This window comes from Serratia microhaemolytica (genome assembly GCF_004011885.1).
Lineage (GTDB): Bacteria > Pseudomonadota > Gammaproteobacteria > Enterobacterales > Enterobacteriaceae > Serratia_G > Serratia_G microhaemolytica.
The window spans coordinates 101,371-119,123 of sequence record NZ_SBEF01000004.1 but is presented as its reverse complement, the minus strand read 5'-3'; the positions used below and the strand labels follow the sequence as shown (position 1 = coordinate 119,123).

Sequence of the window (17,753 nt, the reverse complement as noted above, 5' to 3'; positions counted from 1 at the left end):
GACACCAATATATTGTAAAAGAGCACCCCCAACAACCTATATAGGGTGGTGAGGCCTGTTAGTCTGCTATGTTTTTCTCGACAATCAACTGTAAGCCTGTCAGCTCAATCAAACCTTTATCCGGTGTACCAATCGTGCGTATTTCATAGCCAGGTGGCTGTTTAATACTTTTGAAAATCATTATCCCAGCCGCCGGTGTACAGTGCTGGTAAAGATAATCTACCACCGTGTTTGCTACTGAATCTTTCAGACCAGAAACAAAGACATTTGGCTTTGGTTCGATAAACCATAATTTCATCCTGCCACGCACTGCCGGCGGTAGATCATTCGCCAACACAATCAGCATTTTTTTCTCCCAATAGTTGCGGAATATCCCTGCCAATCCGCGCCAGCAAATCCAAGCTGATTACGCGTTGTCTGAAACGTGTCGAAAGCAACTCTTTGTTATAACGCCCGGCCATCTCTTTGGTTAATGAGAAAGCCAAATCGATACAAAGTGCTTCTTTGTATAAATCCGCCAAATCGTAGATAAACGGTAATGGGCTGCCAGAATGAATAAATCCCATGTGCGGAGAGTAACCCATTGCATGTACCGCCGAGCACAAGATGCCGTAAAGCGCCGCATTGGTGCTAGTAAGGATCTGGTTAACACTGTCGCTTAACTCCATTTTTCCCGGTACAAATTGTCGCCCTTTCCAACCAACGCCATATTGCTGCGCTTTCTGTTGATAAAGTGCCCGCACTCTGGAGCCTTCCATGCCCATCATCTCTTTTAGCGTTTTGCCACTGAGATCCGCGTCAGGAAAACGTTGGGCAAACATCCGGCGAGCCACTTCTAACGCTGCCTTCTTATTGCACGATAACATCGCCTGGTGACGCAAATTGCGGCTGGTGGCAGTGGGCTGAAAACCTGCGGCATAAAACAGCAGGCTATCTTCCCCTACCCAACAAATTGCACAGTTAGCCGCAGCCGCTGTTTTGATCGCTTCATGTGTTAATGAGGTGCCCGGCCCCAACAGGATGGTGTTGAGCATTGCGACCGGCAGGCGTACTACGTTGCCATCTGAATCTAGCCATTTCAGGCTGCTGTCATCAATCTCCAAGCGACCACGTTCAAGATAGATAAATGGATATTTATCCTTTACTTGAGGCAAGGACTCGCGGGTGATTTTCACAAACAGACGTTGGTTGGCTGCCATTGGTTTATCCTTGATAAAATAAGCTCACTTGCCGATCCCGATAGCGTTTTTGTTCACCAAAGGCCAGTGGAACATCATTAAGCGTTAAGATCTCGCCGCCTTGTTCAACTCCTTGTATGACTTTAAGATCACGAATGCGTTGTTTTTGGCTAGCCAGCTTTTCCGCTGCCTCTTCCGCCTGCTGCACGTTGGGATAATGCCCCTGAAAAATCAATTCAGTCGGGGCACAATTCTTGCGCCCTAGTGCTAAATCCCAAACTGGCTGTTGCAGCGCTTCCGCCACCGCAGACAGCATATCCTCCGGAACTGCCAGCAATACCGCAAATGCACGATCTTGCAGGTAGTAGCGGTAGGTTATCTTGCTGCCTCCGCCAACCGTTTTAGTGCCATCATTTTTTTTCGGGATCAGTAAAGTTTGCCAAGGATCACTGTCGTTGTAGCCACTGCCTACCATATGAAAATCTCGCAGTAGCGGTTCCCGCAATGCGGCTTGACCATTTTTATCTTGCCGGGCAAAACCGAACACTTGCATGTCCAGATCAGCAAAACGCGCCAGCAGTGTTTCCTGAGCGCCTCCAGCACCTAATGCGGCACAAATGATGCCTAACACTCCAGACTTAGTCGGGAAAGGCAGGGTATCTCGCCGACCAAAACGTGAGTCATACCCCCAACTTTGCAGTGGCCCTTCCAGCCATAGTAGTAAATATGGATGGTTCATCACTTACTCCACATGGCTTTGCAGTTTCTCGATCAGATCATCTATGTTGAATGCCTCATCTTCTCCCCATTCATAGTCACCCTGTTTGCCAAACAGGCTGCCTGATAGACGCTCTTTCTGTGCCAGGTATTGTTTAAGGCTTTGTATACTGGGTGATAAGAAACCGTTTTGTGTTGCTTTGACCGGTTGTTCAAACGGGACTTGTAACCGTTGCCCTTTTCGTACCAGTACTTTGGCGAACTCCCAAGGGCTTGCCGCTGACTGTGTGGTTTGACGTGCCGAAGGTACCGCCAGATACAGTGCTTTAGTAAAGGCAGCTATCGCCTGTTTGAGCTGGTCACTGTCGGCCGGTGTCTCGACACCGGCAAATGTTTGCGCTAGTTGACCAAGATCCAGACTGATGTAGCGGTAGTAGGTGGCTGAGTTAAACTCTAAACTGCCCATATGTGCCGAACCCGGCTCAGTCTGTCGATCATCCATTGCAGTGAAAAACTCGACTTCATTAGCCACTTTGTGTGTTGAGATCGCATGGCTAAAGCTGGCGGCTGCTTCAATATTCATTTCTGCTGCTTTGGCAACCATGCGGCCAAATAACGCAATATCTAACCCGTCGATCGCTGGGGTGAGCGTTTTTTTTGCCAATTTGCCCAGTTCTTTTTCTTTGATTTTTTCTGCATCAAAGCCGATATTTTGCGCGTATTCAGCAAATGCCTGTGCTTCCGTTTGGCTAATAAACAGTAGCGTGTCATCCGCCAGGTAGTCTGCCATTTTTTTGCTGCAGTGGGTTGCCTGTTCGCTGCTGGCCCCCAGCGCTTCACAGGCTTGTGACAATAGTTCGGCTACTTTTTTCGTTCGTACCGCCAACTTAATACCCAACTGTTGTAACGTCAGCCGTACTTGACGTTTCCAACATTGTGAACTGACTCGTGCACGTGTTACGCCCCCTACCACCGCTGTTTTTGGTGCACCTACATCATCACGATTCAGACAAGAAACTGGGAATGATTGCAGAATGTGGTACTCAATACGGAGGTTGTTTAATGTTTGCATGATGCTGATTCCTTTTGCTAAAGCTAAAAAATAGAGGGTTCAATAACAGGAACAATTTGCAGTAGTCCACAACCGAAACCTCGGCCACGACCCACCCCTCGGCGAAAACTTTGTGCAAAACGTTGTGGATCACTCACGGTAAAGTCGCCGCTCAGATTTGCCTGTTGCAGTGTGATGGTCTGCTGCGTTTTGTTTTGAAAACGTTGTACCAAAATTTCACCCACTGCTAATCGTTGTGGTTCAACAACAAATCCCCACTGTTCAGCACTTCGTTCAATAAACCACTGTGCAATTGCGCTACGTCCTTTGATGGGTATTAATTTCCTACTGCGATTATCACGACGGGTAGCCGCCAGGGTGACATTAAAGCGGTAATGGGTATGTGATAAGAAATTTGCCGGTAATACTTTGGTTTCGATGATGCCGTGCTCACCAAGTTGTGGCGGACGGTCAGACAGGATAACTAGCTGACGGTAGTATTGATCCCCACCTTTATCTACCCATTGAATGCCACTCGGCTCACTCGCCTGTTTTTGTGTTTGACTACGAACATCATCAAACAGGCTGTAAACCACACGGTGTAGTGAATAGAGATCGGTAATTTTTAACGCTTTGCTGGCTGCTCGATCCAGCCGTATTGCGCTGACATAAAGCGTCATACAACCTCCTGGCTCTCTTGATCTAACTTGCTGTAAAACTGCTGTGCCCAACTTGCTTTGATCCGTGCTGCTGCACTATGAAACTTAACCAGATCAGTGAGTAAGGCTGCATAATCGATAGGTTGCATGACTCGACTTTGGAGCAATCTGAGTAATGGGCGTAGAATGCGGCACACTTCTTCGCTGTCCTGACATGCCAATAAACGACGTAGTCGCGCTTCTGCCTGTGAGCTCTTGCTACCTTCGTCAAACGCGCGTGCAATCGCTTGGCCAATTTTTAACTCACCATTCGCTGATTGTTTACTGCGTGCTACTGCGGCAGCAATCAGCGCAAATGCCAAGCGTTCAGGCTCATGTTCCAAATTAACGCCAAATGCAGCTAACGTGTCCCAACACTGGTACTCGGTCGCTGGGTTATCTCCTCGACGTAAACGTGCCGCCAATGCGTTATCCTGTGGGCTGTGCCGAAAGAGATATTCAACAAAGCGGGTAGTACGATTAACTGGTGTATTCATGCTTTTTCCTGTTTCAGATAAAGCGCAAAATTAGGTTTCGTTTTCGCCCACGCCTCGAGTTGCCGTGCTGTTTGGTGGGCACACATCTGGTCAAAAACCTGTTGCGCGTAGTGAGCAAACTGCCGCCGAAGTGAATAACGTATTTCAGACTGTTCACAGCCATCAACGAGTGCCTGTGCATGACGTTCACAAAGTTGCCAAAAAAGAACCGTCGCTTGTGCCGTATGACCTGCTCCATCAACCAGCAGTGTTCTGTAATAACCGGATACACAGCCGTAGAGGGTTTTCGCCAGTTGTTCCAATTCAGCCATCTCTTTTTGTAGCGCAATAAACCAGATCTCTTGCAGCATGCGGGGTTCGAGCCAGCAGAGCGATTCCACCATATCATCTGAGCCAGAAACGTACTGCTCTCCGGCGTTGCTACTTACCCGTAGCCCTCCAGACCAAATTGCGATTTTCTCTTGCTGTCGACGCGCTTTGTTCAGCGCCAGGCGCAGTTGTATACACTGAAAATTGCTGTGCTGTTGCCCAATAAAACTGAGTAGGCTGCTCAACTCTCGCCAAGGCCGGTATTCAGGATCTGTCCAGCGTGCTTTCGGTTCTTTGCCGCTGAAATCTATCGCTGCCGAAGGGTCAAATATGCCCTCTTTGTAGTTGCTATGCGCAATCCCTTCCGAGTAGTGCAAACCTTCAGGCGTTAGTAGGCAAAAGCGCCCAAGTGGAATGAGTCGCCCAATCAGTGATCCTTTTAATTGTTTCGCTACGCTGCAATCCTCTCCCTGTGGCATTTGCTGCCAAGGAGGGCAACCCAGCCCATGCGGGTAAATCTTCAACTCGGCAATTTCACTCTGTGTGAACAGGTTGAGCCAGATTGTCTTGAGTATTGAACTGCCTATGCAGAAATTGTGTAGTAAGCCCATATGACCGACAGCAGAACCCGGTTTAGCTGTCGCTGCTTTTCCCTTTTCATTGGTTTTTCCACGATATCCCGCAGTTAATACCAGGCTGTTATCTGTCTTTTTTCCACCCAGTGCGTAGGCCATCTGTGATAGCAGTAGCAATGCTTTGTCACCGTCATCCAGTAACTTTTCTACCTGTATCTGCGTCAGTACGGAGGTATTACCAGTAGCCACCTCTGGCAATACGGTACCAAATGGTTTGAGCGCTGCGTTGATGATCGCCGGCATCTGTAAAAATGGATGTTCACCATAGAGATAGAAGCGATCATGCCACTGCTCAAGATATTCAATGACGCGTTGAGCCATCCCTTGCCAACCCAGTGTTTGCCAGTGTTGCTCATCCTCTGGCGTGACTGCCGCTTGGGCGATTGCCTGTAATAGTTTCAGTAGTGCAATTTTCTGTGTCGGGTTACCGCCCAACATGCGATATTCTGGGCAACTGAAGATATCTCGCAGGCTTACCCGCCCAACATCAGCCACCGGTATCCAGGGCTGGTCAATAAGATTAAATCGGTTTTCCAACGCTTTACTCCTTAACGCGAATTATGCGTAATCCAACATCATCCCGGTAGCTATGGGGCAATACCTCACCAGTAATCGCTCTCAGTTCACTGGTTGGACTCACTAGCGCAATCGCCAGCGCTGCTTCATCCTGTGTTTCACTGCCTAAATAGAGCACATTGCCCAACCCTATCTTGCGGCACCATTCACGCGATGCCGCTGGCGGGGAGTGGTGCTGACTACAATTGACCATCTGCTGCATAATTTGCCCGGCTAATTGCCGCCATTGGTTTTTCTTCAGTTGATGAGTACGCCAAGGCAGTTGCATTACGCTGCCATCGATAAATGTCAACTGGGTGCTCTGCGTGTTGTCGTCATAGGTAATGGCACTTAACAACAACAGTTGTGCGTTCTCCTGCTCGCTATAACGTGTTTGTGCTTTGCTTTCTGCCAAGGTTTTCCCTCCATGTGTCAGTGTTAAGCGCGCCAATTGCCTTAAGCTATCTAGCCCTTTACGATGTCGGCTGCCTTTGAATAACTCCTGTTTCCACTGTGCCAGTTCCCCCTGTTCATCGCGTTCTCGGTAGGTTTCTTCTAGCAGGCGGCGGATCTCTGTCGGTAGTGTTACGGTTTTACTGCGCGCCTGTCGTAACCAAACTTCCAAGCTACGACAGAGTAGATAGGGGGCATAAACGTTGGCGGTGGTACCAAAGGCAGATTGCGGGTTCTGTTGTGCTTGAGCCAGTTCGGGGGCCAAAATCCATGCCTGACATTCAGCAGTTGCTGGGCGTGGTGTTTGATGATGTCGCCATAAACGCCCGAGGCGTTGTAATAACATGTCGGTGGGAGCAAATCGTGTCACCAGTAGGTCGGCATCAATATCCAGCGATTGTTCAAGTACCTGTGTGCCAATTAAAATCCTTCCCTGTGCCATTCGCGTGCCCCAACCCGGTTTACCAAAGCAGTTCACCCAGTGATCTTCATTGCGCTGACGGTCTTTCTGTGTGAAGCGTGAATGAAGTAAACCACACGCAATATCCAACTCGCTGGCTCGTGCAGCAAATTCAAGGTAGCGATGTTGTGCTTCATCAACACTGTTTTCAATCCACAGTATTTGTTCGCCTTGGCAGGCGCGTTCCAGTACCGCTTCGATGACCGGTTGATGCGCCATTGGTAGTAACTGAAGTGAGACCGCGCGCTGTTCAGTAATCACTACCGGGTGTTCCTGTATCTCTGGTGTATTCGCTGGCAGTGCGGTTATCAGTGGATAGGCTTCAGTCTCAGTGGGTTTGCCCAGTAATTCCCCGCATTTTGTGCTGCTTAATGTCGCGCTGAGGATGATCACTGTGCAGTGCAACTCGCGCAGTAGGCTGATTAGCTCATTTAAAATAACGCTGGTGTATGCGTCATAACTGTGTACTTCGTCGAGGATCACCACTTTACCGGCCAAGCCGAAAGTGCGTACAAAACCATGACGTACATTCATCGCAGCCATTAATGCCTGATCCAGTGTGCCTACAGCAAACGGAGCCAATAGGCCTCGCTTACGATGATCGAACCAACTACGGCCTGGTTGCCCCTCTTCTCCCATCTCATGTTCCATCAGCCAAGCATTGCCATGTAGTAGTAATGCGTTTCGATGTGGGCTGTCGTGTTCAAGAATGGCGGTTAGGTATTGGTTAAATCGTTGATAGATTTTATTTGAGGTGAGTTGAGTCGGTAGCGCAAAATAGATACCGCTGGCTTCTCCTCGCGCTAGCACTTGATAAGCCGCGTAGAGTGCTGCCTCGGTTTTTCCCAATCCCATCGGGGCTTCCATTACGTATATCCCAGCGCCAACACAATTCTGGTATAACGCTAACTGGGTTGGATTAGGTTGATATGGTTTTCCACTAACATCTTGGAAAATGTCGCCAAAACTTAACCCTTGACGCACTTTTATCGGCAGAAAACCGGCACTGTCCAACGCTGGTTCAATATTGGGTTGCCAAGGAAGTTGCGGATCTTCAAAAAAGCTGCCAGAGCCTATCCAATCTGCCACTGAGGTTAATCCTGCTAATAGCAACGCTTGTGAATGGTGAGCAATGGTTGGGAAGGTTTCATTCAGTGCTGATTGCAAAGCCAATACTAGCTGATGCCGTTGTTCCTGCCAGCCTGTACCCCCTAAAAATTTGGCGTCAGCAACGTAAGCGTCAACGTTTGGGCTAGTTCCGTGATGCTGGCCAGCAATCCTGGGTATCCATGTATCATTACAGATCGCCGTTAATGCTAGCTGACTGCATCCAGCATGTTTTCCCCAGTCTTTCTCTTCCAGTGTTACAAACTGTGCCAATGTTGTTAGCCATCGATTATTTGGCACAACTTGAGACTGTAATTTCAGAAAGAATGTGGGACTTACCTTGCCAATATCATGCACTGCTGCCACCAGCCCACTGCCCGCTGGAAATAGGCGTGGTTGCAAGTTCTCGGGTAATCGCCGGATCAAGGCTCGCGCAACTTCACCGACAATCAGGCAATGTTCGAATACCGAACGACCGAGCCGAGACTCACCGAGGTAATCGTATGTTTTTGCAGGGCAGTTGTGATAAGGCACTACGGCAATCGTTGTCGCTTGCTCGGTTGCAACACGTCTACGCGATATCATATCGCCTCCAAGAGTGACCATTGACGGATGTGGCAGCTTGGTGCGCTGCAATGGAGAGATAAAATTTAGAATATTGCGTGTGAAGAATAGTTTTCACATCTGACGGATGAACATCTTCCATGCGTAATTCCTTGTAATCAACCTGTGCGATGGGCACACCACAGACTCACCGCAATCTGATCCATGATGTTTATTTGAGCGCGAGATTGTACAATTTTATTTTACTATTCCATGTGATCGGGATCATAAAAAAAAGAGAATATCTTATTTTTCAAAAAGTAATAACAAGTAAAAATAGCGGGCAGGATGAACTGTTTTGGATTTGGTTATGCTTGGTAGGTCGGTGTGCGTTTGGTGGTTGGCGGAGGAGCAGAGATTCGAACTCTGGAACGGTTGCCCGTCGACGGTTTTCAAGACCGTTGCCTTCAGCCACTCGGCCACTCCTCCGCAACGCGGCGCACTATAAACGGCATGGCGAATGTTGTAAAGTGTGGTGCTGTTCAAGCGCACGAAAAATCAGCATCTGTGTGGCATTTCCACATCTCGCACTCAACTGGGATTTGTTACACTGAGCAGCAAGTCTATTAGGGTGAGTCAAACAAGATATGTTGGAATTTGCAGGTCAGGTCATTGAAACCGATGCGCAGGGGTATTTGAAGCAAACTGACGATTGGTGCCCAGAGTTAGCCGCGCTGATCGCCGCACAAGAAGGGATTGAGCTGAGTGAGGAGCATTGGCAGGTGGTGTGGTTTGTGCGCGAGTTTTATCAGCAGTTTAATACTTCCCCGGCGATCCGGATGCTGGTTAAGGCAATGGCGCAAAAATATGGTGAGGAGAAGGGCAATAGCCGTTATCTCTACCGTCTGTTTCCCGATGGGCCAGCCAAGCAGGCAACCAAAATCGCTGGGTTGCCTAAGCCGGTAAAGTGTATCTAGCGCTGTTCAGTGGCGGATGCCAAAGCCCTGATATTCAGCAACTCCTCGTGGTTCGGTCAGTACCCGCTCTATGCGCGCGTTACGCGGGCCACCGCTTTTTAACCAGTCGATGAGCTGTTCTACCGCCGGTTTTTCACCGCAGGCCAGTACTTCGACACTGCCATCTGGTAGGTTGCGTGCGTATCCTGTCAGCGCCAGTGTTAATGCTTTGCGTTGTGTGCTGTAACGAAAACCTACCCCTTGCACTACACCATAGACATACGCAGCAATACAAACTTGTGTCATAATCGGCTCCTCATCAGTTTCGTTTCAGGCAGTTTCTAGCCTACGCTCGAAATGTGCCATTCTTTCCGTTAACTTGGCAATCGACTTAATTATGACCTTACGCCTGCTTCTGACCAAAGGACGTGAAAAGTCCTTACTTCGCCGCCATCCGTGGATTTTCTCTGGTGCTGTGTTACGTGTTGAGGGTAAACCGTTGGCTGGTGAAACCATCGATATTTGCGATAGCCAGGGCAAATGGCTGGCGCGCGGTGCTTACTCCCCTCAGTCTCAAATCGCTGCCCGTGTCTGGAGTTTTCAGGCTGATGAAGAGATCGACACCGCTTTTTTTGTGGGTAAGTTGACCCGAGCACAGCAGTGGCGTGATTGGCTGGCTGAGCGCGATGGGCTGGATAGTTATCGTTTGATTGCCGGTGAATCTGATGGTTTGCCCGGTATTACTGTCGATCGCTTTCAAAACTTTCTGGTGCTGCAACTGCTCTCGGCCGGGGCTGAATATCAGCGTCCGGCACTGCTGGCTGCTTTGCAGCAGTGCTATCCAGAGTGTTCGATCTATGAACGTTCTGATGTCAGTGTGCGTAAGAAAGAGGGCTTGCCGTTGGTGCAGGGGCCGATTGTCGGTGCATTGCCTCCAGCGCTGTTGCCAATCACTGAGTTGGGTATGCAGTTGTTGGTCGATATTCAGCAGGGGCATAAGACCGGCTTTTATCTTGATCAACGTGATAGCCGTTTGGCCGCTCGCCGTTATAGCGCCGGGCGTCGTGTGCTGAATTGTTTCTCTTATACCGGTGCATTTGCCGTTTCTGCTTTGATGGGCGGTTGTCAGCAGGTGATCAGTGTCGATACTTCCGCCAGTGCGCTGGAGATTGCCAAGCAGAATGTGACGTTGAATCAGCTAGATTTGCGTAAGGCTGAGTTTGTGCGTGATGATGTGTTCCAGTTGTTGCGCCGTTACCGTACACAGGGCGAAAAGTTCGATCTGATTATTATGGATCCACCCAAATTTGTTGAGAATAAGAGCCAGTTGGCCGGCGCTTGTCGCGGATATAAAGATATCAATATGTTAGCGTTTCAGTTGCTCAATCCCGGTGGCATTCTGCTCAGTTTCTCCTGCTCTGGGCTGCTGCCGACAGAGCTGTTCCAGAAAATTTTAGCCGATGCTGCAGTAGATGCCGGATGTGAAGTACAATTTATTGAGCAGTTTCGGCAGGCTGCCGATCATCCCGTGATCAGTAGCTACCCTGAGGGGCTGTACCTGAAGGGCTTTGCCTGCCGCGTCATTTGACTTGAAATTGTGCGTTTTGCCCTTACATAAGAGAAAACGCACTGTTTCTTAGGAGGACATCATGATTTCCAGCAAATTTGGCATTGGACAGCAGGTTCGTCATAAACTGCTCGGCTACTTGGGTGTGGTGATTGATATCGATGCCCAATACTCTCTGGATCTTCCAGAGCCTGATGATATCGCTGCTAATGATGAGTTACGCCTCGCCCCTTGGTATCACGTTGTGATGGAGGACGAAGAGGGGCGTCCGGTACATACCTATCTGGCTGAAGCGCAACTGGCAAGTGAAATCCAGGAGGCTCATCCCGAGCAGCCTTCGCTGGATGAGTTGGCGCAGTCTATTCGCCGTCAGTTGCAAGCCCCCCGTTTGCGTAACTGAGTTGCGCTGTTGGGTACTGCAATATTGGATGTTGCTAGGTTGACTGATCATTAATGTTAAAATTTTATCCACTGTTTGATGCAGTTTGATGCGATGGGTCAACCTGTCGGTCACTTTGTACTCTCGGCAATGTGCGATGCGTTCAGGCTCTGTTGGGGTTCTGCTGTGGGTATCCTGCGGGTTTGTCTGCAAATACTCGGGCTGCCACTAACAACGTCTCCGTTCAGCTTGCGCTGATGTTCCGTTGTCAGCGGACTTCTGCCTGCTCAGCTATTCGCGGTTTAATCCCAGGCGCGGTATTTCAATTTTCGGGCAGCGATCAGCCACCACTTTCAATCCCGCTTGTTCAGCCAACTCTACCGCTTGTGGGTTGATTACCCCTAGCTGAAGCCATAATACCCTGGCACCAATGGCAATCGCTTGTTGTGCGGTTTCGTAGGCGGCTTCAGACTGACGGAACACGTCAACCATATCAATCGGGTGTGGTATCTCTGCTAAGCTGGCATATACTTTCTCACCGAGTAGCTGTTTTCCCGCCAGTTTTGGATTGACCGGTGTCACTTGGTACCCTTGTCGCTGTAGGTAGGCCATTACGCCGTAGCTAGGGCGCGATGGGTTGTCACTCGCCCCTACTACTGCAATCATTCTTATCTGTTTTAACATTGCTGCCATGTCTTTATCTTGCATCAGTGACCTCTCATTTTTCTTTCAATTTATTAACAACTAATCATCATTTATCATTGCGCTTACATCGTTCATTAAGATCATTCCTCAAACCCATTAAGATCATTATTTATACAAATGTATACACTTTTCCTTTAAAAAAATGAATAATTAGTTGGTGGTGGTTTAAATACCGTTTTTCGCTGACTATCCATTCCGTTTTATTATCGATGCGCTGCGAGCGAATAACCCCCGCTTACGTGGCTGGAGAATAAGCTAAAATATTAAAATTAGTTAATTTGTAAATAAGCTGCATATTAACTACCACTACACTATAGCGCAGCAAACACATTACCACTTCGCTCACCGACGCCACGCAGTTGCAGCCTGCTCACACTCCCCCAGACCAAAAACCAAACATATCCTTATGTTTTTACTTTGTTTAATAAAAAACAAACATATGCACAACAAAAAAACAAGAAGGAAAGAATTTGACATAACCTCTTATCATACCCAATACTGACTAATGGTTTTGCTATAAGGAAATAACAATGAAATTTGCTTTGTTAGTTGTTCTGTTGCTTCTTACGGGACTCTCTTTGAGTGTATCCACCACAGCAACAACGCTGAAACTTTCACCTGATATCGATTTAATGATGATAGATGGTAGAAGGATCACCGGTTCTTTGCTAAAGGGTGCTGAAAGTCTGGAATTAGACGCCGGACAGCATCAGCTATTGTTTAAAGTGACCAAGGCCGTGCATAAGAATGCCCAAACTCAGGTGATATATAGCTCATCTCCGTTAATAGTGGTATTCAACAGTCAGGATATCAAGGCAGTAGCGATTGTATTGCCGCGCATTGAAACCATTTGTGATGGCCGTAGCTTCGATAAATTGACCAATTATCAGGTGATTGATCAAAATGGCCGCGCTTTAAACATAAAAACTGATGTGTTGCATGTCACGAGGCCATTCAACGGTGAAGAGCTGGAGCGCACCGTGGCTGCCTATAACAGTCAAAATCACAAGGCTTCAGTGCCTGAATTGTCGAATCTACCAGCCAATGCTATGGGTTCCACTGAACTTAGATAACGTTTGCAGATGAACATGTTGAAATAAATACTCCGCTAATCCGAATCGTCATGCACCGCAATTTGTAACACCTTTTGCGGATGTCGCCCCGTTGCAACCAGCACTTTTGTGTTGGGTGATCTGTTACAACATCATCTTTTGTCCCATCTTATCTCCCTATTTCGTACAAACTATAACCTATTGCTGATGCTGGTTAGCTTAGCCAAAGTTTAAAAATTCTCACTTTTCTCCGCTGCTCAATACTTATCAGGCGTAGTAAATGATGTTAAAATTGACGGATATCAATTGCCGCATGAGCTTAGTCTATGATTCCGGAAAAACGCGTAATTCGTCGTATCCAATCTGGTGGTTGCGCAATCCATTGCCAGGATTGCAGCATCAGTCAACTGTGCATTCCCTTTACACTTAATGCGCATGAGCTTGATCAACTTGATAATATCATTGAACGAAAGAAGCCGATCCAGAAAGGTCAGACGCTGTTCAAAGCTGGCGATGAACTAAAATCTCTCTATGCAATACGTTCCGGTACCATTAAGAGCTATACCATTACTGAGCAGGGTGATGAGCAGATTACCGGTTTTCATCTGGCTGGGGATTTGGTTGGTTTCGATGCCATCGGTACGCTAAGTCACCCAAGTTTTGCTCAAGCATTAGAGACTTCGATGGTCTGTGAGATCCCGTTTGAGACGCTGGATGACCTGTCAGGAAAAATGCCCAGTCTGCGTCAGCAGATCATGCGGTTGATGAGCGATGAGATTAAAGTTGATCAGAGCATGATTTTGTTACTTTCAAAGAAAAATGCTGAAGAGCGGCTGGCGGCGTTTATCTACAATCTGTCACACCGCTTCGCCGAGCGTGGCTTCTCGCCACGTGAGTTCCGCTTGACGATGACGCGCGGCGATATCGGTAACTATCTCGGCTTGACGGTTGAGACGATCAGCCGCTTGTTGGGGCGCTTTCAAAAAAATGGCATGCTCAGTGTCAAAGGTAAGTACATCACTATCGAAAATATCGATGCCCTGTCACAGTTAGCCACGACGCAAAACAGTACCAGTTCCTCTATCGTCTGATGCTTTGTACCAGCCAGTAACTTTGTTAGCTTATTGGCTGGTCTCCCTCTGTCCTGTTGTTGAATGTTGAGTTACTCTGTAGTAAGGCTGATTAGAGGTCGCTGGGTGACTGGTGTTGAAAAACAGGCTGCTATCGCTTAACCAACTGGCGCTAGATGGCTATAAGGGGGAATTATGGCAAAATATCAAAATCTTCTGGTCGCTATTGACCCCAACCAAGATGATCAGCCGGCTCTGCGCCGGGCAGTTTACTTGGTGGTTCAAAATGGTGGGCATATTAAAGCCTTCCTTCCTATCTACGATTTTTCTTATGAGATGACCACGCTGTTGGCACCGGAAGAACGTGATGCTATGCGGCAAGGTGTGATTGCTCAACGCACTGCTTGGATCCGTGAACAGTGTCGCTTCTATATTGAAAATGGCATTCCGATTGAGATCAAAGTGGTATGGCACAATCGCCCCTATGAAGCGATTATTCAAGAGGTGATCACTGCTAATCACGATCTGCTGTTGAAGATGACTCATCAGCACGCTCGATTGGAGTCGGTGATCTTTACTCCCACCGATTGGCATCTGTTAAGAAAGTGTCCTTGTCCGGTTTGGATGGTTAAAGATCAACCCTGGCCCGAAGCAGGTAAAGCCCTGGTAGCGGTTAATCTGGCCGGTGAAGAGCCTTATCATCAAGCATTAAATCTGCGTTTGGTGCAGGAAGCACTGGAGTTGGCAAATAACATTAATCAGACTGAAGTGCATTTGGTCAGTGCCTATCCAGCAACGCCGATCAATATCACTATTGAGCTGCCCGATTTTGATCCGAGTGCCTATGGCGATGCTATCCGTGGTCTCTATCTGGTGGCGATGAAGAAATTACGCCAAACTTTTCACATCAGTGAACAGTTAACGCATGTCGAGAAGGGGTTGCCAGAAAAGGTGATACCCGAGTTGGCTGAGCGTTTGGGAGCCGGGGTAGTGGTATTAGGTACCGTTGGGCGCACTGGAATTTCAGCCGCTTTTATTGGTAATACCGCAGAACATATTATTGATCAGTTGACCTGTGATCTGCTGGTGTTGAAACCCGACGATTTTAACTGCCCTATCAGCAAAGAGAGTGACGATGAACAGGGCGATGAGAAGTAGGTTAGATTGAGAGACGGGTCACAGTGAGCACGGATCGCGCTGCAAACCGTGCTGTGACACCCCAAAGCGCACTGCTGGCGCTTTGGGATTTGGCAAGTTAGCCATTTAGCTGCGCTGAATTAAGTCAGCTCGATCACGTCAAACTGTACGTCTGTGTTCACATCTGCCTCATAGTCAACTTCGTCCAGACCAAAGCCGAACAGACGCAAAAACTCCTCTTTGTAACCTGAATAATCGGTCAGTTGGTTGAGGTTTTCGCTGGTGATCGACGGCCATAGCTCAAGGCAAGTCTGCTGAACATCTTCGCGCAGTTCCCAGTCATCCATGCGAATGCGCGCAGCATTATCCAGTTTCAGGTCGTCACCATAGAGGCGCGTGCGCATCATACGATCTATCTGCTCGATGCAGCCCTCATGGATACCCTTTTCTTTCATGATTTTGAACGACATGGAAATATAAAGCGGCATCACTGGGATAGCTGAAGAGGCTTGTGTCACCACTGATTTCAATACCGCAACATGTGCGCTTCCCTTCTTGCTGGCAAGAGCACTACGGATCTCTCCCGCTGCGCGATCCAGATCTTCTTTCGCTCGTCCAAGTGTACCGTGCCAGTAAATTGGCCAGGTCAACTCGGTACCAATATACGAGTAAGCAACCGATTTAGCCCCTTCAGCCAACACCCCCGCTTGTTCCAATGCCGACATCCACAATTCCCAATCCTGTCCGCCCATTACTTTGATGGTGTTCTGGATCTCTTCTTCTGTCGCAGGTTCAACTAACGCATTAATGATCTGATCTTTATTGGTATCAATCGCCGTGCTGCTATAAACTTCACCAATTGGCTTCAAAGTAGAACGGACGATTTCGCCACTTTCTGGCATTTTGCGCACCGGTGATGCCAATGAGTAAACCACCAGGTCAATCTGACCCAGATCAGCCTTGATCAGTTCGATAACTTTAGCGCGACACTCATTGGAGAAAGCATCTCCATTGATACTCTTGGCGTATAACCCAGCCTGTTTGGCCGCTTTATCAAATTCTGCCGAGTTGTACCAGCCAGCCGTGCCCGGTTTGCTCTCAGTGCCGGGTTTTTCAAAAAAGACACCGATGGTTGCTGCATCACTACCAAAGGCAGCGCTAATACGTGACGCCAAGCCGTAACCGGTTGAGGCTCCAATCACCAGTACACGTTTCGGGCCATTCGCAATTTTGCCCTGTGCTTTGATGTACGCAATTTGACGACGAACATTGGCTGCACAACCGACTGGATGAGTAGTGGTGCAAATAAAGCCGCGAATCTTCGGTTTGATAATCATATGAGTCAAGGATCCGTTAAAGGGATAAAATTAACGGCAGCAATTTTAACATAAGTTGAGTAAAAACTGATATGTTATCTGCCTGAGCGTGCTGCACATCAGATGAGTGTACTTAGTTTTAGACAAAATCACCCAGAGCATCACTAGCAATAAGTATACTTTAACCCGTGGGGGGCTTGGCATCATCAGGCTAACCAACCGGGGATTAATTTCACTGTGTAGGCATTGACTCTGTTTTGCCATTCCTTTTATGGTCTGGTGCCTTCAGTAATCCTGGGTTTAAGAAAAGCTGTTTGTAGATGTGCAGCATCGCTCACCCGCTAGTTGTTATAGCCACGTTATCCGCTTCAACAATCCGCTGATGTTACGTTAGATAAGCACTTGTTTGAAAAATTTAAGGAAGCAGCCATTGTGATCTATTCAGGTCTCTTGATAATTTTATTGCCGCTACTGATTGGCTATCTCATCCCCATCAAAAATGAGATTTTTATTCAATATATTAATAAGATGCTTAGCGGAATGGTGTATATCATTCTGTTTTTTATGGGGATCAGCCTGGCTTTTCTGGAGGATCTCGATAGCCATCTGTTGATGATTGTTAACTACACCCTGGTGTTTTTTCTCTCTATTTTCTTTGCCAATCTTCTGTTGCTTTTTCTGCTGGAGCGCGTGGATCCGTGGCAAACGAGTGTTAAGCAGCAACAACTGCCTTCACGTTGGCGTATGGCACTGGATTCATTGCGCCTCTGCCTGGTGGTGGTTTCTGGCTTCCTGTTAGGGTTGACCCAGTGGCACTGGCTGAAATTTGCTGAGCATGGCAGTGAGTACGCCTTAATTTTTCTGCTGTTGCTGGTTGGCGCACAATTGCGTAATAGCGGTATGACGCTGAGCCAGATCACGCTTAACCGTAAAGGGCTACTGATCGCGGTATTGGTCACGCTGGCCTCTTTGGCTGGCGGGGTTGTGGCTGCACAGATTTTAGGCCTGCCAATCCAAGCAGGGTTGGCAATCGCATCTGGATTTGGCTGGTATTCACTGTCGGGGATTTTGATCACCGATGCTTATGGCCCCGTACTGGGAAGTGCCGCATTTTTTAATGACTTGGCGCGGGAGCTGGTAGCAATTATGTTGATCCCGAGCCTGGTTGTTCGCTATCGCTCGGTAGCTTTAGGGTTGTGTGGCGCAACATCAATGGATTTTACTCTGCCGGTGTTGCAACGCAGTGCTGGAGCCGAGATCGTGCCGCCGGCTATCGTACATGGTTTTTTACTCAGTCTACTCGCGCCAGTCCTGATCGCGCTGTTTTCGTGAGTGATTTAAGCGTTGTCCGCACGAGAAAAACCAAGC

18 protein-coding genes, 1 tRNA gene and 1 CRISPR repeat array (1 of these 20 running past the window's edge) are annotated in these 17,753 nt (G+C 48.1%); of the genes, 7 read left to right on the top strand and 12 right to left on the bottom strand.

All coding sequences use genetic code 11. From position 1 onward, the window contains the following. Positions 1-3: direct repeats of the CRISPR family, unit length 28 nt (it extends 940 nt beyond the left edge of the window). A 55-nt stretch (positions 4-58) separates the two neighbouring features. From cas2e to EOJ37_RS04320, 9 genes are all read right to left on the bottom strand, one after another. Further along, positions 59-346, bottom strand: a complete 288-nt coding sequence (gene cas2e / locus EOJ37_RS04360) for a type I-E CRISPR-associated endoribonuclease Cas2e (RefSeq protein ID WP_127958195.1) — start codon at positions 344-346, stop codon at positions 59-61. After that, complete coding sequence (cas1e, locus tag EOJ37_RS04355; protein WP_127958192.1) at positions 324-1,199, bottom strand: type I-E CRISPR-associated endonuclease Cas1e; 876 nt, start codon at positions 1,197-1,199, stop codon at positions 324-326. Before cas1e ends, cas2e begins: the two co-directional genes overlap by 23 nt. Positions 1,200-1,203: 4 nt before the next feature. After that, positions 1,204-1,917 carry a type I-E CRISPR-associated protein Cas5/CasD gene (gene cas5e, locus EOJ37_RS04350; RefSeq protein WP_127958190.1) on the bottom strand — a complete coding sequence of 238 codons (714 nt, stop codon included), beginning with the start codon at positions 1,915-1,917 and terminating at the stop codon, positions 1,204-1,206. Positions 1,918-1,920: 3 nt separating this feature from the next. Beyond that, a complete protein-coding gene (gene cas7e, locus EOJ37_RS04345) occupies positions 1,921-2,967 on the bottom strand; it encodes a type I-E CRISPR-associated protein Cas7/Cse4/CasC (protein ID WP_127958188.1) in 1,047 nt (348 codons plus the stop codon). A 23-nt stretch (positions 2,968-2,990) separates the two neighbouring features. Further along, a complete protein-coding gene (cas6e, locus tag EOJ37_RS04340; RefSeq protein ID WP_127958186.1) occupies positions 2,991-3,626 on the bottom strand; it encodes a type I-E CRISPR-associated protein Cas6/Cse3/CasE in 636 nt (211 codons plus the stop codon). Further along, positions 3,623-4,141, bottom strand: coding sequence for a type I-E CRISPR-associated protein Cse2/CasB (gene casB / locus EOJ37_RS04335; protein ID WP_127958184.1), 519 nt, complete (start codon positions 4,139-4,141; stop codon positions 3,623-3,625). Before casB ends, cas6e begins: the two co-directional genes overlap by 4 nt. Further along, complete coding sequence (casA, locus tag EOJ37_RS04330) at positions 4,138-5,622, bottom strand: type I-E CRISPR-associated protein Cse1/CasA (RefSeq protein ID WP_127958182.1); 1,485 nt, start codon at positions 5,620-5,622, stop codon at positions 4,138-4,140. The genes casB and casA overlap by 4 nt, the downstream gene beginning before the upstream one ends. A 4-nt stretch (positions 5,623-5,626) precedes the next feature. Further along, positions 5,627-8,245: a CRISPR-associated helicase Cas3' gene (gene cas3, locus EOJ37_RS04325; RefSeq protein WP_127958180.1), complete on the bottom strand. Its 2,619-nt coding sequence runs from the start codon at positions 8,243-8,245 to the stop codon at positions 5,627-5,629. 359 nt (positions 8,246-8,604) lie between these two features. Then, positions 8,605-8,692: transfer RNA gene (locus tag EOJ37_RS04320), tRNA-Ser, on the bottom strand. A gap of 158 nt (positions 8,693-8,850) precedes the next feature. Here EOJ37_RS04320 and tusE point away from each other — a divergent pair. Continuing rightward, positions 8,851-9,180: a sulfurtransferase TusE gene (gene tusE / locus EOJ37_RS04315; RefSeq protein WP_127958178.1), complete on the top strand. Its 330-nt coding sequence runs from the start codon at positions 8,851-8,853 to the stop codon at positions 9,178-9,180. A gap of 6 nt (positions 9,181-9,186) precedes the next feature. Here tusE and yccX read toward each other — a convergent pair whose 3' ends face one another. Continuing rightward, positions 9,187-9,465, bottom strand: a complete 279-nt coding sequence (yccX, locus tag EOJ37_RS04310; RefSeq protein ID WP_127958176.1) for an acylphosphatase — start codon at positions 9,463-9,465, stop codon at positions 9,187-9,189. Positions 9,466-9,556: 91 nt separating this feature from the next. Between yccX and rlmI the strand changes: the two genes are divergently transcribed. Both rlmI and hspQ read left to right on the top strand, forming a co-directional pair. Beyond that, positions 9,557-10,747 (top strand): 23S rRNA (cytosine(1962)-C(5))-methyltransferase RlmI, encoded by a 1,191-nt coding sequence (gene rlmI, locus EOJ37_RS04305; protein WP_127958174.1) that lies wholly within the window; start codon positions 9,557-9,559, stop codon positions 10,745-10,747. A gap of 61 nt (positions 10,748-10,808) precedes the next feature. After that, positions 10,809-11,126 carry a heat shock protein HspQ gene (gene hspQ / locus EOJ37_RS04300; RefSeq protein WP_127958172.1) on the top strand — a complete coding sequence of 106 codons (318 nt, stop codon included), beginning with the start codon at positions 10,809-10,811 and terminating at the stop codon, positions 11,124-11,126. Between the two features lie 270 nt (positions 11,127-11,396). Here the strand turns inward: hspQ and EOJ37_RS04295 are convergent, their stop codons facing one another. Next, positions 11,397-11,813, bottom strand: a complete 417-nt coding sequence (locus tag EOJ37_RS04295) for a CoA-binding protein (RefSeq protein WP_127958170.1) — start codon at positions 11,811-11,813, stop codon at positions 11,397-11,399. 527 nt (positions 11,814-12,340) lie between these two features. On the opposite strand from EOJ37_RS04295, the gene EOJ37_RS04290 reads away from it, so the two are divergent. The 3 genes from EOJ37_RS04290 to uspE all read left to right on the top strand — a co-directional run bounded on the left by EOJ37_RS04290 (position 12,341) and on the right by uspE (position 15,090). Next, positions 12,341-12,883, top strand: coding sequence for a DUF2057 family protein (locus tag EOJ37_RS04290; protein ID WP_127958168.1), 543 nt, complete (start codon positions 12,341-12,343; stop codon positions 12,881-12,883). A 305-nt stretch (positions 12,884-13,188) separates the two neighbouring features. After that, entirely contained in the window at positions 13,189-13,953 is a 765-nt protein-coding gene (locus EOJ37_RS04285; RefSeq protein WP_127958166.1) for an FNR family transcription factor, read from the top strand. 174 nt (positions 13,954-14,127) lie between these two features. Then, positions 14,128-15,090, top strand: a complete 963-nt coding sequence (uspE, locus tag EOJ37_RS04280; protein ID WP_127958164.1) for a universal stress protein UspE — start codon at positions 14,128-14,130, stop codon at positions 15,088-15,090. Between the two features lie 119 nt (positions 15,091-15,209). On the opposite strand, the gene fabV is transcribed toward uspE, so the two are convergent. Next, positions 15,210-16,406 carry an enoyl-ACP reductase FabV gene (gene fabV, locus EOJ37_RS04275; RefSeq protein ID WP_127958162.1) on the bottom strand — a complete coding sequence of 399 codons (1,197 nt, stop codon included), beginning with the start codon at positions 16,404-16,406 and terminating at the stop codon, positions 15,210-15,212. Between the two features lie 414 nt (positions 16,407-16,820). On the opposite strand from fabV, the gene EOJ37_RS04270 reads away from it, so the two are divergent. Further along, positions 16,821-17,717, top strand: coding sequence for a LysO family transporter (locus EOJ37_RS04270; RefSeq protein WP_127958239.1), 897 nt, complete (start codon positions 16,821-16,823; stop codon positions 17,715-17,717). The last annotated feature ends 36 nt before the right edge of the window (positions 17,718-17,753 follow it).